The sequence below is a fragment of the Burkholderia orbicola genome (assembly GCF_900100915.1).
Taxonomy (GTDB): domain Bacteria; phylum Pseudomonadota; class Gammaproteobacteria; order Burkholderiales; family Burkholderiaceae; genus Burkholderia; species Burkholderia orbicola.
This window is the reverse complement of sequence record NZ_FNKW01000003.1, coordinates 789,103-804,596: the sequence shown is the minus strand read 5'-3', so window position 1 is coordinate 804,596 and position 15,494 is coordinate 789,103. Positions and strand designations below refer to the sequence as shown.

Annotated in this window: 18 protein-coding genes; 8 read left to right on the top strand and 10 right to left on the bottom strand. The window is 68.1% G+C overall.

Translation table 11 applies throughout. The features are described from left to right. Nucleotides 1–175: 175 nt before the first annotated feature. The gene (locus tag BLS50_RS33510) at nucleotides 176–517 is read right to left on the bottom strand and encodes a DUF4148 domain-containing protein (RefSeq protein ID WP_074808196.1); all 342 of its coding nucleotides are present in this window, start codon (nucleotides 515–517) and stop codon (nucleotides 176–178) included. Nucleotides 518–851: 334 nt separating this feature from the next. Between BLS50_RS33510 and BLS50_RS33505 the strand changes: the two genes are divergently transcribed. Together BLS50_RS33505 and BLS50_RS33500 are read left to right on the top strand one after the other, a co-directional pair. Beyond that, nucleotides 852–1,871 carry an aldo/keto reductase gene (locus tag BLS50_RS33505; RefSeq protein ID WP_074808194.1) on the top strand — a complete coding sequence of 340 codons (1,020 nt, stop codon included), beginning with the start codon at nucleotides 852–854 and terminating at the stop codon, nucleotides 1,869–1,871. 17 nt (nucleotides 1,872–1,888) lie between these two features. Then, entirely contained in the window at nucleotides 1,889–2,305 is a 417-nt protein-coding gene (locus BLS50_RS33500; protein ID WP_011549251.1) for an SRPBCC family protein, read from the top strand. 218 nt (nucleotides 2,306–2,523) lie between these two features. Here BLS50_RS33500 and BLS50_RS33495 read toward each other — a convergent pair whose 3' ends face one another. Further along, nucleotides 2,524–3,435 carry a LysR family transcriptional regulator gene (locus BLS50_RS33495; protein WP_011549250.1) on the bottom strand — a complete coding sequence of 304 codons (912 nt, stop codon included), beginning with the start codon at nucleotides 3,433–3,435 and terminating at the stop codon, nucleotides 2,524–2,526. Nucleotides 3,436–3,461: 26 nt separating this feature from the next. On the opposite strand from BLS50_RS33495, the gene BLS50_RS35775 reads away from it, so the two are divergent. Then, on the top strand, nucleotides 3,462–3,695 hold the full coding sequence (locus tag BLS50_RS35775; protein WP_124623268.1) for a hypothetical protein: 234 nt from the start codon (nucleotides 3,462–3,464) through the stop codon (nucleotides 3,693–3,695). A gap of 32 nt (nucleotides 3,696–3,727) precedes the next feature. On the opposite strand, the gene BLS50_RS33490 is transcribed toward BLS50_RS35775, so the two are convergent. The 4 genes from BLS50_RS33490 to BLS50_RS33475 are packed head-to-tail and all read right to left on the bottom strand — an operon-like array spanning nucleotide 3,728 to nucleotide 7,400. Beyond that, nucleotides 3,728–4,510, bottom strand: coding sequence for an ABC transporter substrate-binding protein (locus tag BLS50_RS33490; RefSeq protein ID WP_027812078.1), 783 nt, complete (start codon nucleotides 4,508–4,510; stop codon nucleotides 3,728–3,730). Between the two features lie 40 nt (nucleotides 4,511–4,550). Then, a complete protein-coding gene (locus tag BLS50_RS33485; RefSeq protein WP_074808191.1) occupies nucleotides 4,551–5,987 on the bottom strand; it encodes an FAD/NAD(P)-dependent oxidoreductase in 1,437 nt (478 codons plus the stop codon). After that, a complete protein-coding gene (locus tag BLS50_RS33480) occupies nucleotides 5,984–6,283 on the bottom strand; it encodes a (2Fe-2S)-binding protein (protein WP_074808188.1) in 300 nt (99 codons plus the stop codon). Before BLS50_RS33480 ends, BLS50_RS33485 begins: the two co-directional genes overlap by 4 nt. Continuing rightward, a complete protein-coding gene (locus BLS50_RS33475) occupies nucleotides 6,276–7,400 on the bottom strand; it encodes an NAD(P)/FAD-dependent oxidoreductase (RefSeq protein ID WP_074808185.1) in 1,125 nt (374 codons plus the stop codon). Before BLS50_RS33475 ends, BLS50_RS33480 begins: the two co-directional genes overlap by 8 nt. Before the next feature lie 149 nt (nucleotides 7,401–7,549). Here BLS50_RS33475 and BLS50_RS33470 point away from each other — a divergent pair, with 149 nt between their 5' ends. Further along, nucleotides 7,550–8,464: a LysR family transcriptional regulator gene (locus tag BLS50_RS33470; protein ID WP_074808183.1), complete on the top strand. Its 915-nt coding sequence runs from the start codon at nucleotides 7,550–7,552 to the stop codon at nucleotides 8,462–8,464. Between the two features lie 85 nt (nucleotides 8,465–8,549). Here BLS50_RS33470 and shc read toward each other — a convergent pair whose 3' ends face one another. Beyond that, the gene (shc, locus tag BLS50_RS33465) at nucleotides 8,550–10,604 is read right to left on the bottom strand and encodes a squalene--hopene cyclase (RefSeq protein WP_074808179.1); all 2,055 of its coding nucleotides are present in this window, start codon (nucleotides 10,602–10,604) and stop codon (nucleotides 8,550–8,552) included. A 52-nt stretch (nucleotides 10,605–10,656) separates the two neighbouring features. Between shc and BLS50_RS33460 the strand changes: the two genes are divergently transcribed. Continuing rightward, nucleotides 10,657–11,340, top strand: a complete 684-nt coding sequence (locus BLS50_RS33460) for a TetR/AcrR family transcriptional regulator (protein ID WP_074808177.1) — start codon at nucleotides 10,657–10,659, stop codon at nucleotides 11,338–11,340. Between the two features lie 218 nt (nucleotides 11,341–11,558). Here the strand turns inward: BLS50_RS33460 and BLS50_RS33455 are convergent, their stop codons facing one another. Further along, nucleotides 11,559–12,467 carry a LysR family transcriptional regulator gene (locus BLS50_RS33455; protein WP_027812071.1) on the bottom strand — a complete coding sequence of 303 codons (909 nt, stop codon included), beginning with the start codon at nucleotides 12,465–12,467 and terminating at the stop codon, nucleotides 11,559–11,561. A 130-nt stretch (nucleotides 12,468–12,597) separates the two neighbouring features. On the opposite strand from BLS50_RS33455, the gene BLS50_RS33450 reads away from it, so the two are divergent. Next, nucleotides 12,598–13,008: a (R)-mandelonitrile lyase gene (locus BLS50_RS33450; protein WP_027812070.1), complete on the top strand. Its 411-nt coding sequence runs from the start codon at nucleotides 12,598–12,600 to the stop codon at nucleotides 13,006–13,008. Here the strand turns inward: BLS50_RS33450 and BLS50_RS36140 are convergent. Beyond that, nucleotides 12,968–13,312, bottom strand: a complete 345-nt coding sequence (locus BLS50_RS36140) for a hypothetical protein (RefSeq protein WP_175784825.1) — start codon at nucleotides 13,310–13,312, stop codon at nucleotides 12,968–12,970. The genes BLS50_RS33450 and BLS50_RS36140 overlap by 41 nt on opposite strands. Between BLS50_RS36140 and BLS50_RS33445 the strand changes: the two genes are divergently transcribed. Together BLS50_RS33445 and BLS50_RS33440 are read left to right on the top strand one after the other, a co-directional pair. Continuing rightward, nucleotides 13,311–14,012, top strand: coding sequence for a carboxymuconolactone decarboxylase family protein (locus BLS50_RS33445; protein ID WP_230462051.1), 702 nt, complete (start codon nucleotides 13,311–13,313; stop codon nucleotides 14,010–14,012). The two genes, BLS50_RS36140 and BLS50_RS33445, sit on opposite strands and share 2 nt — an antisense overlap. A gap of 42 nt (nucleotides 14,013–14,054) precedes the next feature. Further along, on the top strand, nucleotides 14,055–14,282 hold the full coding sequence (locus tag BLS50_RS33440; RefSeq protein WP_023476728.1) for a tautomerase family protein: 228 nt from the start codon (nucleotides 14,055–14,057) through the stop codon (nucleotides 14,280–14,282). Between the two features lie 87 nt (nucleotides 14,283–14,369). On the opposite strand, the gene BLS50_RS33435 is transcribed toward BLS50_RS33440, so the two are convergent. After that, a complete protein-coding gene (locus BLS50_RS33435) occupies nucleotides 14,370–15,425 on the bottom strand; it encodes an aldo/keto reductase (protein WP_027812068.1) in 1,056 nt (351 codons plus the stop codon). Nucleotides 15,426–15,494 lie beyond the last annotated feature (69 nt).

Sequence of the window (15,494 nt, the reverse complement as noted above, 5' to 3'; positions counted from 1 at the left end):
GCTGCCTGCGGCGGCCACGCGCGAGCCGGTTTCGCGGAGCAGGGCGACGGAGTGCAAGGGCAGCGACGACGCGCGGCCCGAATGCCTGTTCAGGCGATTCGGGCCGGCCATGCGGAGGGGATGGACGAGCGGTTGCGCGTATCGAAAGGCGTGCTCGCTTGCACGCCGACGTGACTCAATGACCGCGATAGATCGAGTTGCGGCCGTTGATCATCATCGCACGGCCGGATTCGCCGGTCGTGCGGGCTTCGCTGCCGTAACCGGTGTTGTCCGCGGTCGGGGCGGCGTTCGGGGCGGATTGCGCGACGGCGTTTTCACGCACACGCTGTTCGGCGGCGAGGATCGCGGCCGGGTACTGGTTGTGATCCAGCGCCGGGGTGTAGCCGACGGCCGCGAGACGGGTCATCTCGGCCTTCACTTCGGCGCGGGTCAGCTGATGGTCGGCTTGTTGCGCGAACGACAGCGCCGGTGCGGAAAGGATCAGTGCGGCAAGGGTGGAAGAAACGAGCGTTTTCATCGTGGGTACCTGTCTGGTTGAGTGAGCCGCAACCACCGTCGACCACGTCGATGTCGTTGCGAGTGCAGTCAATATAGGTACGCCGGCATCCGGGAAAAACGGCCGCCGCGCCAAATCATTTTTGATCCTGCGTCATGAATCGAACGTGGATTCAGTCGGCAGCCTTGCCGGTCGGGCGTCTCGGTCGAACACAGCGCCGGAGCCGGTGATCGAAACAGGCCGCAAATCCCTGCATCAGACCTCGCGGGACTCAAGTATGTCGAATTCCGTCTTGGACAGACTTAACCCGTCTCCCTAGACTGAACTCGCTTTCCTTTACTCCCTGGAGAAAATCATGAGTCTCGAAGACAAGCTGCCCGGCAACAAGATCCTCGGTTTCGGTACGGCCCCGCTCGGCAACATGTTCCGCAACATCCCCGACGCGGAAGCCGCGGCCACCGTTGAAGCGGCATGGCAACACGGCATCCGTTATTTCGACTCGGCCCCGTTCTATGGCGCGGGCCTCGCGGAAATCCGCCTCGGCGACGCGCTCGCGCACCATCCGCGTGACGAATACGTGCTGAGCACGAAGGTCGGCCGCGTGATCCTCGACGAAATCGAAGACGTGTCGGCGCGCGATCTCGGCGAAAAGGGCGGCCTGTTCGAACACGGCCGGCCGAACCGCATCGTCAACGATTACTCGGCCGACGCGACGCTGCGCTCGATCGAGGACAGCCTGAAGCGCCTGCGCACCGACCGCCTCGATATCGTGTGGGTGCACGACATCGCGCAGGATTTCTACGGCGACGAATGGCTCGCGCAATTCGAAGTGGCGCGCAAGGGCGCGTTTCGCGTGCTGAGCAAGCTGCGCGAGGAAGGCGTGATCAATGCATGGGGCCTCGGCGTGAACCGCGTCGAGCCGATCGAACTGGTGCTCGACCTCGCCGAACCGCAACCCGACGGCATGCTGCTGGCCGGCCGCTACACGCTGCTCGATCACGAACGCGCGCTGCAACGCGTGATGCCGGCGGCGGCTGCGCAGAACGTCGGGATCGTCGTCGGCGGCCCGTACAGCTCGGGCGTGCTCGCGGGCGGCACGCACTTCGAATACCAGAAGGCGTCGCCGGACATCCTCGCGAAGGTCGACCGGATCAAGGCGATCGCCGCGCGTTACGACGTGCCGATCAAGGCCGCCGCGCTGCAGTTCTCGATGTCGCATCCGGCCACCGTCGCGGTGATTCCGGGCGCGAGCCGTCCGGAGCGGATCGCGGAAGACCAGGCGGCGCTGAACGTGGCGATTCCGGCCGACTTCTGGCGCGAGATGCGTGAACAAGGTCTGATTGCGGCCAATGCGCCGCTGCCGACCGATCGTTGATCCTGAAAGGTGACGACATGGCACAGGCCCATGCAGGTATCGAGATCGCGGCTTCGGCCGACACGGTCTGGCAACTGATCGGCGGCTTCGGCGCGCTGCCCGACTGGCTGTCGTACATTCCGGCCAGCGAACTGAGCGAAGGCGGGCGCGTGCGGCGTCTCGCGAATCCGGCGGGCGACGCGATCGTCGAGCGGCTGGTCGCGTTCGACGAAGCGGAACGCAGCTATACGTACGCGATTCTCGAAGCACCGTTCCCGGTCGTGAACTATCGCTCCACGCTGCGCGTGCGCGAGAACGGCCCGAACGCATCGAAGGTCGAGTGGTCGGGCACGTTCACGCCGCACGGCGCGACCGACGACGAAACCGTCCGGCTGTTCCGCGGGATTTATGAAGACGGCCTCGCGGAACTGGCGAAGCGCTTCGCGGCGGCGTGACGGCGGCACGTCGCATCGTGCGATGGGAGTCGGGCTTTCCGGCTCCGGCCACGCCTTCGCCGCGGTTTCGACCCGCTGCGAAGGCGTTGGCGCACCCGTGGCGCGCGTCGATCGGAAATCGCGCACCGTAATGAAGATCAGGGTTGCGAAGCAATCGGCACACTCGCTATGGGTGCGCAACGCGCCGTGATGCAACGACGCTTCGTGCGTTCACGGCTTCATTTTCCAGCTGCCGCGACGACCTCCTCGCCGGTCAGGATCTCGCGGAAGATGCCGACCAGCGGCCGCAGGTTGACCTTGTGCCATGCGGCCCACAGCGGCGTGCGGTAGCTGAACCACGGCAGCTCGCGCAGCACGACGCCTTCTGGCACCTGGTGACGCAGGCTTTGCTGGATCATCGTCACGCCGAGCCCCGCGGCGACGAGCCCGAGCGCCGCGAGCGGCTCGGTCGCCTCCACCGAAATGTCCGGCGAAAAACCGGCCTTCGCACAGGCCGCGACGAACGCGCCGTGACGCGGCGCGCTTTCCTGCTGCGTGACGCCGATCCACGCTTGCGCGGCGAGATCGTCGGCGCTCAGCGTCTTCTTCTTCGCGAGCGGGTGTCCGTCGGGCAGCGCGAGCAGCATCGGATCGTTCAGCACCATCGTCGAATCGAGTTCGGGATCGTCCGGCGCAGGCGGCTCGGTCACGAGCGCGATGTCGAGGCTGCGTTCGCGCAGGCCTTCGAGCTGCGCGGCGGATGGATAGTTGTACAGCGCGATATGCACCGACGGGCGCTCGGCGCGCAGCGTTTTCAGCGCACGCGGCAGCACGCCCGAGTGGGTGGCCGTTTCCAGGTAGCCGATGCACAGGCCGCCTTCGTCGCCGCGGCCGAGCCGGCGCGCGAGCGATTCGAGCCGGTTCGCATGGCGCAGGAACGCGTGCGCTTCGCTGAGGAACGTGCGCCCGTCACGCGTCAGACGAATGCGTTGCTGGCTGCGTTCGAACAGCGTCAGGCCGAGCTTTTCCTCGAGCTGCGCGATCTGGCGGCTGAGCGGCGACTGCGAGATGTGCAGGCGTTCGGCCGCACGGCCGACGTGTTCCTCTTCCGCGACCGCGATGAAATATTGAAGCTGGCGGATGTCGAGCATGTCAGACCTTGCGGGACTCAATATTGATGAATTATGTCCCATTCGGACTTATTCGTGCAACCTGGGCCGGATTCACTTTCCTGCCGCACCAGGAGAAACGCATGAGCCTCGACGATATGCCGCCGACCATCGCCGCCGCGAAAGCTGCGTCAGCACGAAAGTCGGCGGCGACGTCCATCGACGGAGAAAAGCGCGGGATGTTCGCGCCTGGCCCGCGCGAACCGGCTGCGGCGCGACGGCTAGACGTCGCGCTCGCGTGAATCACACGAGCGAAACCAGGCCCGCGCTGCCGTCAGTTCCCGTACATGTCGAAGTCGAAATATTTCGCCTGGATCGTGTTGTAGGTGCCGTCGCCGCGAATCTGCGCGATGGCGCGATTCAGCGCGTCGCGCAGGTCGGTGTCGGCCTTGCGCACGCCGGCCGCATCGCCGTTGCCCATGATCTTCGCGTCGTACACCACGCCGCCCGCGAACGAGAAGCCCTTGCCGCGCGGCGTCGCGAGGAACCCCAGCTGGCCTTGCACGGCGTCCATCAGCACGCCGTCGACGCGCCCGGTGACGAGGTCCGCATACGCCTGGTCGTAGCTCGGATACGGCACGACCTCGACCTTCGCGGGCGCCCACTTCTCACGCGCATAGGTTTCCTGGACCGTGCCCTGTTCGACCGCGATGCGCTTGCCGGCGAGCTTCGCCGCGTCCGGCAGCAGCCCCGACCCGGTGCGCGCGATCAGCCGCGTCTGGTTGCGGTACAGGCGATCGGTGAAGTCGATCTGCTGGCGCCGCTGTTCGGTCGCGGCCATCGACGACAGGATCACGTCGAACTTGCGCGCCTGCAGCCCGGGAATCAGCCCGTCGAAACTGCTCGACACCCACACGCATTTCGCCTTCAGCTTCGCGCACAGCGCGTTGCCGAGATCGATGTCGAAACCCTTCACGCTGCCGTCGGTCGCGGTCGATTCGAACGGCGGGTAGGTCGGGTCGACGCCGATGCGGATGGTCGTCCATTCCTTCGCCGACGCCAGCGACGCGAAGGCCATCGCGGCGGCGGACAGGAGAATCGTGAGGCGCGTCTTCATGGTCAGGCTCCGTTCGTGTGGGGAAGAGTGGGCATGCATGTCAGCTCGGAAATTCGCCGCGCTGAAAATCGTTCGACAGTTCGAGGGCGTCGGCCATCTCGCCGACGGTGACCGGCTTGATCGGCGCGCGAATCCGGTAGTGACCGACGTCGCCGACGCCGCGCTGCTGCACGTCGGCGATCAGCTCGCCGACCGTCGTGCCGCACCAGCGTCCCTGGCACGGGCCCATGCCGCAGCGCGTAAACGCCTTCATCTGGTTTGGCCCCTGGCAGCCGAGCGCCGCGAGCCGGCGGATCTCGCCGGCCGTGACTTCCTCGCAGCGGCACACGATCGTGTCGTCGTCGGGGCGGCGCAGCGCGGCGGGCGGCGTGTACAGCGCGTCGAGCAGCGGGCGCACCGCGCGGTGGCGGTGCAACGCGCGCAGCACCGGGCGTTCGCGTGCGGCCTGTCGTTGCGTGTCGAGCGCGCCGAGTTGCGCGGCGATGTCGAGCGCCGACACTTCGCCGGCGAGTGCCGCCGCCCGCGCGCCGCCGATGCCCGCGCCGTCGCCCGCGATCCACACGTGCGGCACGCTGCTGCGGCCGCGCGCGTCGCACTGAGGCCGCCAGCATGCCGACGATTCATCCCATTCGTGTGCGCAGCCGAGCGAGCGCGCAAGCTGCGTCGACGGAATGACGCCCTGATGCAGCAGCACGAGCGACGTGTCGAGTGTTTGTACGACGCCGTCTTCGTCGCGAAAGCGGATGCGTTCGGCGCGGCTTTCGCCGTCGATGCGGACGTCGGTCGCGCCGCGATACACCGGAATCTCGGCGCGGCGCACCGCGCGCAGCATGCGCCAGCCCTTGAGCAGATAGTCGGCGCCGCGCAGCGCCGGCAGCGCATGCGGGAGCGCGCGGCGCCACGCATCGCGCGGTGTCGTGTCGACCAGCGCGCGCACGCGCCGGCCGGCATTCAGCAATTGCGCGGCGAACAGCCACAGCAGCGGGCCGCTGCCGGCGAGCACGGCGTCGGCGGACGGCGCGAGGCCGGACGCCTTCAGCAGCGTCTGCGCGGCGCCGACGCCCATCACGCCGGGCAACGTCCAGCCGGATACCGGCCACGGACGCTCCTGCGCGCCGGTCGCGATCAGCACCGCGCGCGCGCCGATTTCGAGCGTGCCGCGCGACGGGCCGCCTTGCGTGAGCATCGCGACGGGCGCCGGCTCGAACGCGATTTGCCACACGACGCTGCGCGGCAGGTAATGCGTGCCGCTGGCGAGCAGGCCGTCGACGAGCGGGCGGCCCGCCGTGTAGTCGGCACCGAGCCATTGCGTGAGCGGCGCCGCCGCATCGGCCACGTTGCGGTAGATCTGGCCGCCGGGCGCGCGGCCTTCGTCCGCGACGACGACCGACAAGCCGGCCGCACGCGCGGCAGTCGCCGCCGCCATGCCGGCCGGCCCGGCGCCGACGATCAGCAGGTCGCACTGGCGGCGCGTCATGCGAGCCTCGCCTTGCCGTGCATCGCGCGCACCTGCATGCCGTCGGCAACGGGCGTCATGCAGCCTTGCACGTTCGGTACGCCGTCGATTTCGACGAGGCAGTCGAAGCACACGCCCATCATGCAGAACGGGCCGCGCGGCGCGCCGCTCACGGCGCTCGTGCGGCACGCGGCCGAGCCGGCGGCGAGCATCGCGGCCGCGACGCTGTAATGCGCGGGCACGTCGTGCGGCGTGCCGTCGATATGGATGCGCACGCGCTCGAGCAGCGCGGCGGCGGGAACGAGGGATTCAAACATGCCGGGCTTCCGTGGGCGCGGCGAAGCGCGCGGTGGTAAAGGCGGACAGGTCGGCCGGCGCGGCGCCGCCGGCGATCCACGGCGCGACGAGGTCGGCGTGGGTCGCCGCGAGCGTGACGCCGCTGTGGCAGATCGCGATGAACGCGCCGGGGTACGTGGCCGACGCCTCGTAGACGGGCAGGCCGTCGGGCGTCATGATGCGCAGCGCACCCCATGCGCGCACGATGCGCGCATGGGCCAGCGCCGGGAACGCGGTGCGGGCGCGGCGTGCGATGTCGACCATCGCGGGGCGTGTCTGGCCGTCGTCGAAGCCGACGTCTTCGGCCGAATCGCCGAGGAGCACCGAGCCTTCCGGCGTCTGCCGGACGACGAGTGTCGGATAGTCGAGAAACGGCGCGAGGCGTTCGGTGACCATGATCTGGCCGCGCAACGGCGAGATCGGTGCGCGCAGGTCGACCATCGGCGCGAGCCGCGCGTTGTCGAGGCCGGCCGCGAGCACCACGCGCCCGGCTTCGAGCTGCGCGTGGCGCGTGTCGATCTCGAAGCGCCCGGCGCGCGGCCGGATCTCGGCGACTTCGCTGCGCGGCAGATAGACGCCGCCGCACTGCTGAAACGCCTGCAGCATCGCGCGCAGCGTGGTGAGCGGATTCGCGTGACCGTCGTTCGGCGCCCACAGCGCGCCGGCCAGCGACGGCGACGCCGCGGGAATGCGCCGGCGCAGCGCCGCCGGATCGAGCACCTCGTACGACAGCGCGGCTTCCTGCCGGCGCAGCGATTCGAGCAGGTCGGCCGCGCGGTCGAGTTCCGCGCGCTGCTCGAACAGCTCGATGCCGCCCGGGCGCTCGAACGCGCAGTCCACGCCCGTTTCGCGCTGCAACTGCGCGGCGAAAGCGTGCCAGCGCGCCGACGATTCGCGCGACCAGCGCGCATAGGGCAGGCAGCGGCCGCCCTTGCCCTGCACCCACACGAGCCCGAAGTTGCCGCGCGCCGCGCGAAACGCGATGTCGTCGCCGTCGCACACCGCGACGCGCTGGCCGAGACGCGCGATGCCCCACGCGATGGCCATGCCGACGAGACCGCCGCCGGCCACGACGACGTCGAAGCGGCGTACGGTCATGCGCGGCTCCGGTGTCGCGGGTGAGGCGGTTGCGTGTTATATCCCATGGCGGCGCGGCTCCTTGCTTTCAATACGTTGCGGAACCGATGTTCGGGCAGGCAAAATGGGCTGTCCAATACAGCTTGATCAACGACCCATAATCCAGTGTTATGACCACGCCCTCGCTCAGGATTCGTCAGATCGAAGCGTTTCGCGCGGTGATGCAGCGCCATACCGTCACGCGTGCGGCACGCGATCTCCATATCTCGCAGCCGGCGGTGAGTCGGCTGATCGCCGATCTCGAGGACCGGGTCGGCTTCGTGCTGTTCGAGCGGCAACAGGGGCGCTTCACGCCGACCGCGCAGGCGCGTGTGCTGTACGAGGAGGTCGAACGCGCGTTCGTCGGCCTCGACCGCGTCGCGCAGGCCGCCGAGCAGATCCGCGCGATGCGGCGCGGCACGCTGCGCGTGGCCGGCTCGCCGGCCGTCGCGCTCGACCTGCTGCCGCAGCTCGTCACGCGTTTCTCGCACGCGCATCCGGGTGTCGACATCACGTTGCTCGCGCACAGTGCGTCCACTGTCGTCGACAAGGTCGCGTCGGGGCAATGCGATGTCGGGCTGATCGCCGAACCCGTCCCGCATCCGGCCGTGCGCGGCGAGCGGCTCGCGGAAAGCGCGATGCGCTGCATCGTGCCGCGCGGGCATCGGCTCGCGCGCAAGCGCGTCGTGCAGCCGGCCGATCTGCGCGACGAGTCGTTCATCTCGTTTCCGCCGAGCTTCGAGGCGCGCAGCGCGATCGATCGCGTATTCGTCGAAGCCGGCGTGTCGCGCGTGCTGTCGATCGAGGCGCAACTGTCGCAGACGATCGTCGCGTTCGTCGCGAACGGTGCCGGCGTCGCGCTGATCGATCCGGTGACGGCCGCGTATGCGGGGCATCGCGTGGCCGTCAAGCCGTTCGAGCCGGCCGTGCCCGATCACTTCTATCTGGTGACGTCCGCATCGCAGCCGCTGTCGATGATCGGCGACGCATTCTGCGCGGATTTGCGGGATGCGTTCGCACGGATGCGGGCGTCGCGCGACGCGTAAACGGGAATAGGGAGGGGAGTCGCCTCGAGCGCGCCGGACGCCGTCGGGCGTGCCGGCGCGTTGCCGTTTCGGCCGGGGTCCCGGCTCAGGCGAGCGCGTCGTCCGTTGCGGGTGTGGCGGATGCAGGCGACTTGGTTGCGTCCGCATCCTTCGCCCCTGCCAGCCGTCGATAACGCGCGAGCGCCCACAGCGGGAAGTAAGCGGTATAGCCGTGATACTTCAGATAGAAGATGCGCGGAAAGCCCGGCGCATTGTGCGAGCGATGCCACCAGAAGCCGTCTTCCTGCTGCACCGACTGCAGATACGCGATGCCGCGCTTCACCGAATCGGATTCGCAGTCGCCGAACGCCATCTGCGCGAGCAGCGCCCACGCGGTGCAGTTCGACGTGCTCTCGCCGCCGTTCGTGCCGGCCAGCTTCGGATCGAGGTAACTGTCGTTCGTCTCGCCCCAGCCGCCGTCCGCATGCTGCCGCGCGCGCAGCCAGTCGAGCGCGCGGGTGATGTAGGGCTGCGACTTGTCCTCGCCGGCGAGCGCGAGGCCGGCCAGCACGCTCCACGTGCCGTAGAGGTAGTTCGTGCCCCAGCGGCCCCACCAGCTGCCGTCGGGCTGCTGCGTGCGCTTCACGTAGTCGATCGCGCGGGCGAGCGACGCGCGGTCTGCGGTGCGCTTCGTCACGCCGAAGCACAGCAGCACGCGGCCCGATACGTCCTCGGTCGGCGGGTCGAGCAGCGCGCCGTGATCGGCGAACGGAATCGCGTTCAGATACATGCGGTCGCAGTCCGCGTCGAACGCGGCGAAGCCGCCGTTGCGCGATTGCAGCCCGCGCATCCAGTCGAGCGCGCGTGCGACGCGCGACGCATAAGGGTGCGTGCCGTCCGCGGCGCGATGCGTGCGACCGCGGCGATCGAGCATCGCGGTGACGAGCGCCGTGTCGTCGATGTCCGGGTAGTACGGGTTCGCGTACTGGAATGCCCAGCCGCCCGGTTCGACGTCGGCCGGGGCGTTCTCGATCCAGTCGCCGCGCAGGTCGTTCACCTGGCGCGTGGCCAGCCAGTCGTACGCGCGAGCGATGCGCTCGTCGAGTTCGCGCAGTGCGCCGGAAGCCGTGTCGCCGGTTTCCGGCGCCGCGACACCGCGCGCCTGCTCGAGCGCCATCGTGCTCCACGCGGTGTCCCACACCGGTGACAGGCACGGCTGGCAATACATGCTGCCGTCCGGCCGCGTGACCAGCAGCTTCTCCAGCGCGTTTTCGCAATCGCGCCGCAGCGGATGGTCGTCCGGATAGCCGAGCACCTGCATCATCTGGTAGCTGTACACGATCGGCGGGAAGATGCCGCCGAGCCCGTCCTCGCCGTTCATCCGTTCCGCGCACCACGCTTCCGCATGCCGGATCGCACGCTGGCGCAAACGCTTCGGCAGCAGCGGCTCGATAGGGCGCACCGTGCGGTCGAGCGCGAGGAACAGCCGGCGCATGCCGCGCGCGGGCGGGAAGTAGTGGCGCTCCTGTTCGGGCGGCGTGACGAACAGCTCGCGGATCGACACGTTGCGCGGATTGCGCGCACGCGCCTTCAGCGAGCACAGCACCAGCAGCGGCACCATCGTCGTGCGCGCCCAGTACGCGACCTTGTACATCGAGATCGGCACCCACTTCGGGAACAGCACGAATTCGATCGGCATGAGCGGCGCCGCGCGCCACGGCACCTGGCCGAACGTCGCGAGCAGGATGCGCGTGAACACGTTCGAACGGGCCGCGCCGCCGAGCTTCAGGATCGCGTCGCGCGCGCGGACCATGTGCGGCGCGTGTTCGCTGTCGCCGGCCGCCTTCAGCGCGAAGTACGCCTTCACGCTGCACGACACATCCGGCGCGCCGTCGACGTACAGATCCCATGCGCCGTGCGTGTCGAGCCGCTGGTTCGCGCGCAGGTAGCGTGCCATCTTCTCCTGGCGCACGTCGTCGATCCTGTCCATGAAATGCATCATCAGGATGTATTCCGCGGTGATCGTCGCGTCGGATTCGAGTTCGAAACACCAGCTGCCGTCGGGCTGCTGAAGGCGCACGAGTGCGTCGCGTCCACGGGCGATGGCAGCGTCGAGCGCGGACCAGGAAGAGGGGGCCGATTTGTTCATGCGGCGGATCATACCATCCAGACGGAATGTTTATCTCGAGACGTGCGGTGCTACCATCCGCACCATGAAAAAACGCCTCGAACCCGCGCCGCGCGACGTGTCCGCGCCTGTCGAACCGGCTGGAACGCCCGATACACGGGCCTCCGAAGGATCATCGGCGCCGGCCGCGCCCGTGGCCGGCGTGCGGCGAAAAAAAGCGCCGGACCAGGTGCGCGCGCAATTGCTGGCGGCCGCGTCGGAGATTGCGACGCATCACGGCGTGGCCGCGTTGACGCTCGATGCGGTGGCCGAACGGGCCGGCGTGACGAAAGGCGCGCTGCAATATCATTTCGCGAACAAGCAGGGGCTGCTGGATGCGCTGTTCGGGCAGGCGACCGAGCGGTTCGGCGCGCAGCTGGCCGCGCGGATGGCGGCCGATTCCAGCGGCGACGGCGCGGCGGCGCGCGCGTATCTGCATGCGGTGCTCGACGCGGCCAATCCGGCCGCGAGTATCGAGGTGCTGCGCGTGCTGGTCGCGTCGATGATCACCGAGCAGGACACGCGTGCGCGCTGGTCGGTGCCGATGCGCGAATGGACGCGGCCCGACCCGGTGCCGCTCGAGCAGGCCGCGACGCTGATGATCTGCCGGCTCGCGGCCGACGGGTTATGGATTTCGGAACTGCTCGACAGCGTCGAGGTATCGGCCGAATTGCGCGCGGAGATCGTTCGGCAGCTCGATGCGATGAGCAGGGGCGTGTTTCCGAAGTGATGCGCGACGCCGGATCGAGGTCGTCAGGCGAGTCACGTCGCTCGACGGCGCTGTTCGACGTACCGCGCGTATCGAAGCCGTGATTGCCGATCACGTCTGCCCGTTACTCGACGCAGTGGTACCGGCGGTGCTCGATTTCCGTTCAATACCGCGGTGGCGCATCCATGCGGGCATCGCGTTTCCAGCGCTGCCCGCTGTCGACACGCCGGCGTGACCGCTCAAGCTTGCCGCGCATTGCGTTGATACCCGCTCCTGAGCGCATCGACCACGAGCTCGACGGCCCGCGACGATTTGCGCCGGCTCGGGTAATAGACGTGGTGCCCGACGAACGTCGGAAACCAGTCCTCCAGCACCCAGCCGAGCCGGCCGGCTTCAACGTGATGCGCGACCAGATCCTTCGGCACATAGGCGAGCCCGAAGCCGGCAAGCGCCGCGTCGACCATCTGATAGACGTTGTTGAACGTCAGTTGGCCTTCGACGCGAACCTGCAATTCGCGGCGCCCCTTGCTCAACTCCCACGATAGCAGCGCGTTTCTGGTCGGCAGCCGAAGGTTGATGCAGTTGTGTTGCGTCAGATCCTGAGGCGTTTTTGTCACGGGTCGGGACGCCAGGTAATCGGGAGACCCGATGATCGACATCGTCATGTCCGGCGCGATACGCTGCGCGACCATGTCCCTGGCGACCTGGTCGCCGAGCCGTATGCCGATGTCGTAGCGGCCGGCGACGAGATCGGTCAGGCCATAGTCGTTCACCAGTTCGACCTTGAGCGCGGGATAGCGACGCAGCAGCGGTTGCAGCCGCGGCCACACGTATTCGTTCGCCGCGTAGTCGGTCGCGGTGATCCGGACGTTGCCGGCCGGCTGATCCGTCATCGCGCGCAGCGACTCCAGCTCCGCCTCGATTTCCTGAAAGCGCGGGGCGATCGATTCCAGCAAGCGCTCGCCGGCCTCGGTCGGCGATACGCTGCGCGTCGTGCGCGTCAGCAACGGAATGCCCATGCGCGCTTCCAGCGCCCGCACCGTTCGGCTCAACGCCGATTGAGACACGCCGAGCTGCGCGGCCGCCCGCGTGAAATTGCGTTCGCGCGCGACCGCCATGAACGCCACCAGATCGTTGAAGTCTTCCATTGATTCATGCACCACAGCATAGGCCTATGCCGATTTTGCCATCTAGTCGCATGAATCGCGAGTCATTAAAGTGGGATGGCTGGCCGCTGGAGCGATCCATGCGGCACCCTTTTCGGCAGAGGACGACATCATGGAACTGAAGCGCGCGGGCTCACAGCCCTCGATCAAGGGCCCCGACGAATGGTTCACCGGCACGGTCCGGATCGACCCGCTGAACGCACCGCCGCCGCCGGCGCGCGTATCGTGCGCCAGCGTGACGTTCGAGCCGGGCGCCCGCACCGCGTGGCATACGCATCCGCTCGGCCAGACGCTGCTCGTGACCGCCGGCTGCGGCTGGACGCAATGCGACGGCGAACCGCGCGTCGAGATCCGCGCGGGCGACGTGATCTGGTGCCCGCCGGGCCACAGGCACTGGCACGGTGCGACGTCGACCACCGCGATGACTCACGTCGCGATTCAGGAAGCGCTCGACGGCAAGAACGTCTACTGGCTGGAGAAGGTTACGGACGAGCAATACCTCGGCAGCGGCGGACCGCGATGAATACGCCAGCAGCCTTGAATTCGATGCCGGCCCGCGCGTCGTTCGCCGCAGCGGCCGCAGCGGCCGCATCGGCCGACGCGGCCGACGCGGCGGGAGCGCGGGCATCGCGGTTGCGCGCAGCGGCACGCAGGTCGTGCTTCGGGAGGCACTCGATGGGCGCGACGTCAACCGGCTCGAACACGTCACCGATGCGCAGCACGGCGCGCGTTGACCACCGCACGCGGCGCCTGTCGCGATTCGTCGCCGCGACGGGCCTGGCATTGCTCGCCGCCGCGTGCACCACCATGCAAAGGATCGACACCATGCAGGAACCCTTGTCTGCTGACGCCTTGAAGGCGGTTGCCCCGGCCTTCGAGCGATACACGAGCCATACCGTATTCGACGGCCTGTGGAAGCGGCCGCACCTGTCGCCGCGCGATCGCAGCATCGTGACGCTGTCGGTGCTGATCGCCCGCGGCCAGACCGTCGAGATGCCGCTGCATGCGCGCCTCGCGCTGGATCACGGCGTGAAGCCTGCGGAAATATCGGAAATGATCGCGCATCTGGCTTTTTACGCGGGATGGGCCAACGCGAGCGCCGCATCGATCATCGTCAAGCACGTCTATGACGAACGCGGCATCGGGCCCGATCAGCTCGCGCCGGCGGACGTCACGCCGCTGCCGCTGAACGAGGCGGCCGAGGCGCAGCGTGCGCGGACGGTCTCGGAAAACTTCGGCGCCGTCGCGCCGGGCGTGGTCGAGTACACGACCGATGCGCTGTTCCGCGACTTGTGGCTGCGCCCCGGGCTCGCGCCGCGCGACCGCAGCCTGGTGACGGTGAGCGCGCTCGTCGCCAACGGCCAGGTCGCGCAGATCCCGTATCACCTGAATCGTGCGATGGACAACGGGCTCACGCAGGCCGAAGCGTCCGAGACGTTGACGCAACTGGCGTTCTACGCGGGATGGCCGAACGTCTTTTCGGCGATGCCCGTGTTCAAGGACGTGTTTTCACGGCGCGCGGCGTGACGCGCGTGCACGCGGTCGTTTCGAATTTCGGAGAAGGATGTCATGCCCCACGTCATCGTCAAAGCCTGGCCCGGGAAGACCGAGGAACAGAAGCAACGTCTCGCGGACGCCATCACGCGCGACGTGATGGACATACTCGGTTATGGTGAGGAATCCGTTTCAGTTGGTTTCGAGGAAATTCCGGCGGATAGATGGAAGGAGGAAGTCTATCGTCCGGATATCGATGCGCGTTCCGGAACGTTGTACAAGAAACCGGGCTATCGGATGTGAGCACACGTCGCACGCCCACCCGGTTCGACACGAGCAGCTTCGCCACCGCCCGCGTCGAACCACCGATGAGATGAAGTGCCGCCGATCCTATTGCGACGCGGTGTGCATGAACGGCCCGGGAACCCTGCCCGCTTCCTGACGCGCGATCATCCAGCCGGGATAGCAGGGCGGCAACGCGCTCACGGCGTCGAGACGCGCCAGCTCATCGTCGGTCAGGACGACATCGACGGCGCCGAGATTGTCGTCGAGCTGGTCGATCCGCTTCGCGCCGATGATGACGCTCGTGACCGCGGGCTTCGCGAGCAGCCACGCGAGCGCGATCCGCGCGACCGACACGCGATGCGCGCCGGCAATCGCGCGCATTTCCGCGACGCACGGCCAGGCCCGATCCAGATCGACCGGCGGAAAATCGAAATGACCGCGCCGCGAACCTGCTTCGGTCGCCGCACCGGGGCCGAACTTGCCCGACAGCAATCCGCCGGCGAGCGGCGACCACACGAGCAGCCCCATCTGCTCGTCGACGGCGAGCGGAACGAGTTCGCGCTCCATGTCGCGCCCGGCGATCGAGTAGTAGGCCTGCAGCGTCTCGAAGCGCGTGGCGTGCAGCGCGGCACTCAGGCCGAGCGCCTTGCCGATCTTGCCCGCGCGCCAGTTCGACACGCCGACGTAACGGATCAGCCCCTGTCGCGTGAGATCGTCGAGCGCGCGCAGCGTCTCCTCGATCGGCGTGACGGGGTCGCTCGCGTGAATCTGGTACAGGTCGATATGGTCGACCTGAAGCCGCTCGAGGCTGCGCTGCGCCGAATCCATGATGTGACCGCGCGACGCGCCCTGGTCGTTCGGGCCCGCGCCCATCACGCCGGCCGTCTTCGTCGCCAGCACGATCTCGTGGCGCGGGACGCCGAGATCGCGCAGCGCCTGCCCGACCACGCGTTCGGCCTGGCCGAACGAGTAAATATCCGCGGTGTCGATGAAGTTGATGCCCGCGTCGAGCGCGCGGGCAATCAAGCGGTTCGCGTCGTCCTGGCCGACCGCGCCGATCGCCGCCCACATGCCGGCATCCGCGTTGCCGCCCATCGTCATCGTGCCGAGACACAGCTCGGACACATACAGGCCCGTGCGGCCCAATTGCTTGTATTTCATTGCAGCGCCCTTCAGAATCGGCCGGACACGATGCGGGGCGTCGGCCGGTGGCGCCCCGCATGAACGGCG

Coding starts and splice junctions, on each gene's coding strand:
- BLS50_RS33470 (WP_074808183.1), top strand. CDS start 7,550: ATGACCACGCCCTCGCTCAGGATTCGTCAGATCGAAGCGTTTCGCGCG.
- BLS50_RS33445 (WP_230462051.1), top strand. CDS start 13,311: ATGCAGGAACCCTTGTCTGCTGACGCCTTGAAGGCGGTTGCCCCGGCC.
- BLS50_RS33490 (WP_027812078.1), bottom strand. CDS start 4,510: ATGAAGACGCGCCTCACGATTCTCCTGTCCGCCGCCGCGATGGCCTTC.
- BLS50_RS33475 (WP_074808185.1), bottom strand. CDS start 7,400: ATGACCGTACGCCGCTTCGACGTCGTCGTGGCCGGCGGCGGTCTCGTC.
- BLS50_RS33480 (WP_074808188.1), bottom strand. CDS start 6,283: ATGTTTGAATCCCTCGTTCCCGCCGCCGCGCTGCTCGAGCGCGTGCGC.
- BLS50_RS33435 (WP_027812068.1), bottom strand. CDS start 15,425: ATGAAATACAAGCAATTGGGCCGCACGGGCCTGTATGTGTCCGAGCTG.
- BLS50_RS33495 (WP_011549250.1), bottom strand. CDS start 3,435: ATGCTCGACATCCGCCAGCTTCAATATTTCATCGCGGTCGCGGAAGAG.
- BLS50_RS33460 (WP_074808177.1), top strand. CDS start 10,657: ATGAAAAAACGCCTCGAACCCGCGCCGCGCGACGTGTCCGCGCCTGTC.
- BLS50_RS33500 (WP_011549251.1), top strand. CDS start 1,889: ATGGCACAGGCCCATGCAGGTATCGAGATCGCGGCTTCGGCCGACACG.
- BLS50_RS35775 (WP_124623268.1), top strand. CDS start 3,462: ATGAATTATGTCCCATTCGGACTTATTCGTGCAACCTGGGCCGGATTC.
- BLS50_RS33455 (WP_027812071.1), bottom strand. CDS start 12,467: ATGGAAGACTTCAACGATCTGGTGGCGTTCATGGCGGTCGCGCGCGAA.
- BLS50_RS33510 (WP_074808196.1), bottom strand. CDS start 517: ATGAAAACGCTCGTTTCTTCCACCCTTGCCGCACTGATCCTTTCCGCA.
- BLS50_RS33450 (WP_027812070.1), top strand. CDS start 12,598: ATGGAACTGAAGCGCGCGGGCTCACAGCCCTCGATCAAGGGCCCCGAC.
- BLS50_RS33440 (WP_023476728.1), top strand. CDS start 14,055: ATGCCCCACGTCATCGTCAAAGCCTGGCCCGGGAAGACCGAGGAACAG.
- BLS50_RS33505 (WP_074808194.1), top strand. CDS start 852: ATGAGTCTCGAAGACAAGCTGCCCGGCAACAAGATCCTCGGTTTCGGT.
- BLS50_RS36140 (WP_175784825.1), bottom strand. CDS start 13,312: ATGGTGTCGATCCTTTGCATGGTGGTGCACGCGGCGGCGAGCAATGCC.
- BLS50_RS33485 (WP_074808191.1), bottom strand. CDS start 5,987: ATGACGCGCCGCCAGTGCGACCTGCTGATCGTCGGCGCCGGGCCGGCC.
- shc (WP_074808179.1), bottom strand. CDS start 10,604: ATGATCCGCCGCATGAACAAATCGGCCCCCTCTTCCTGGTCCGCGCTC.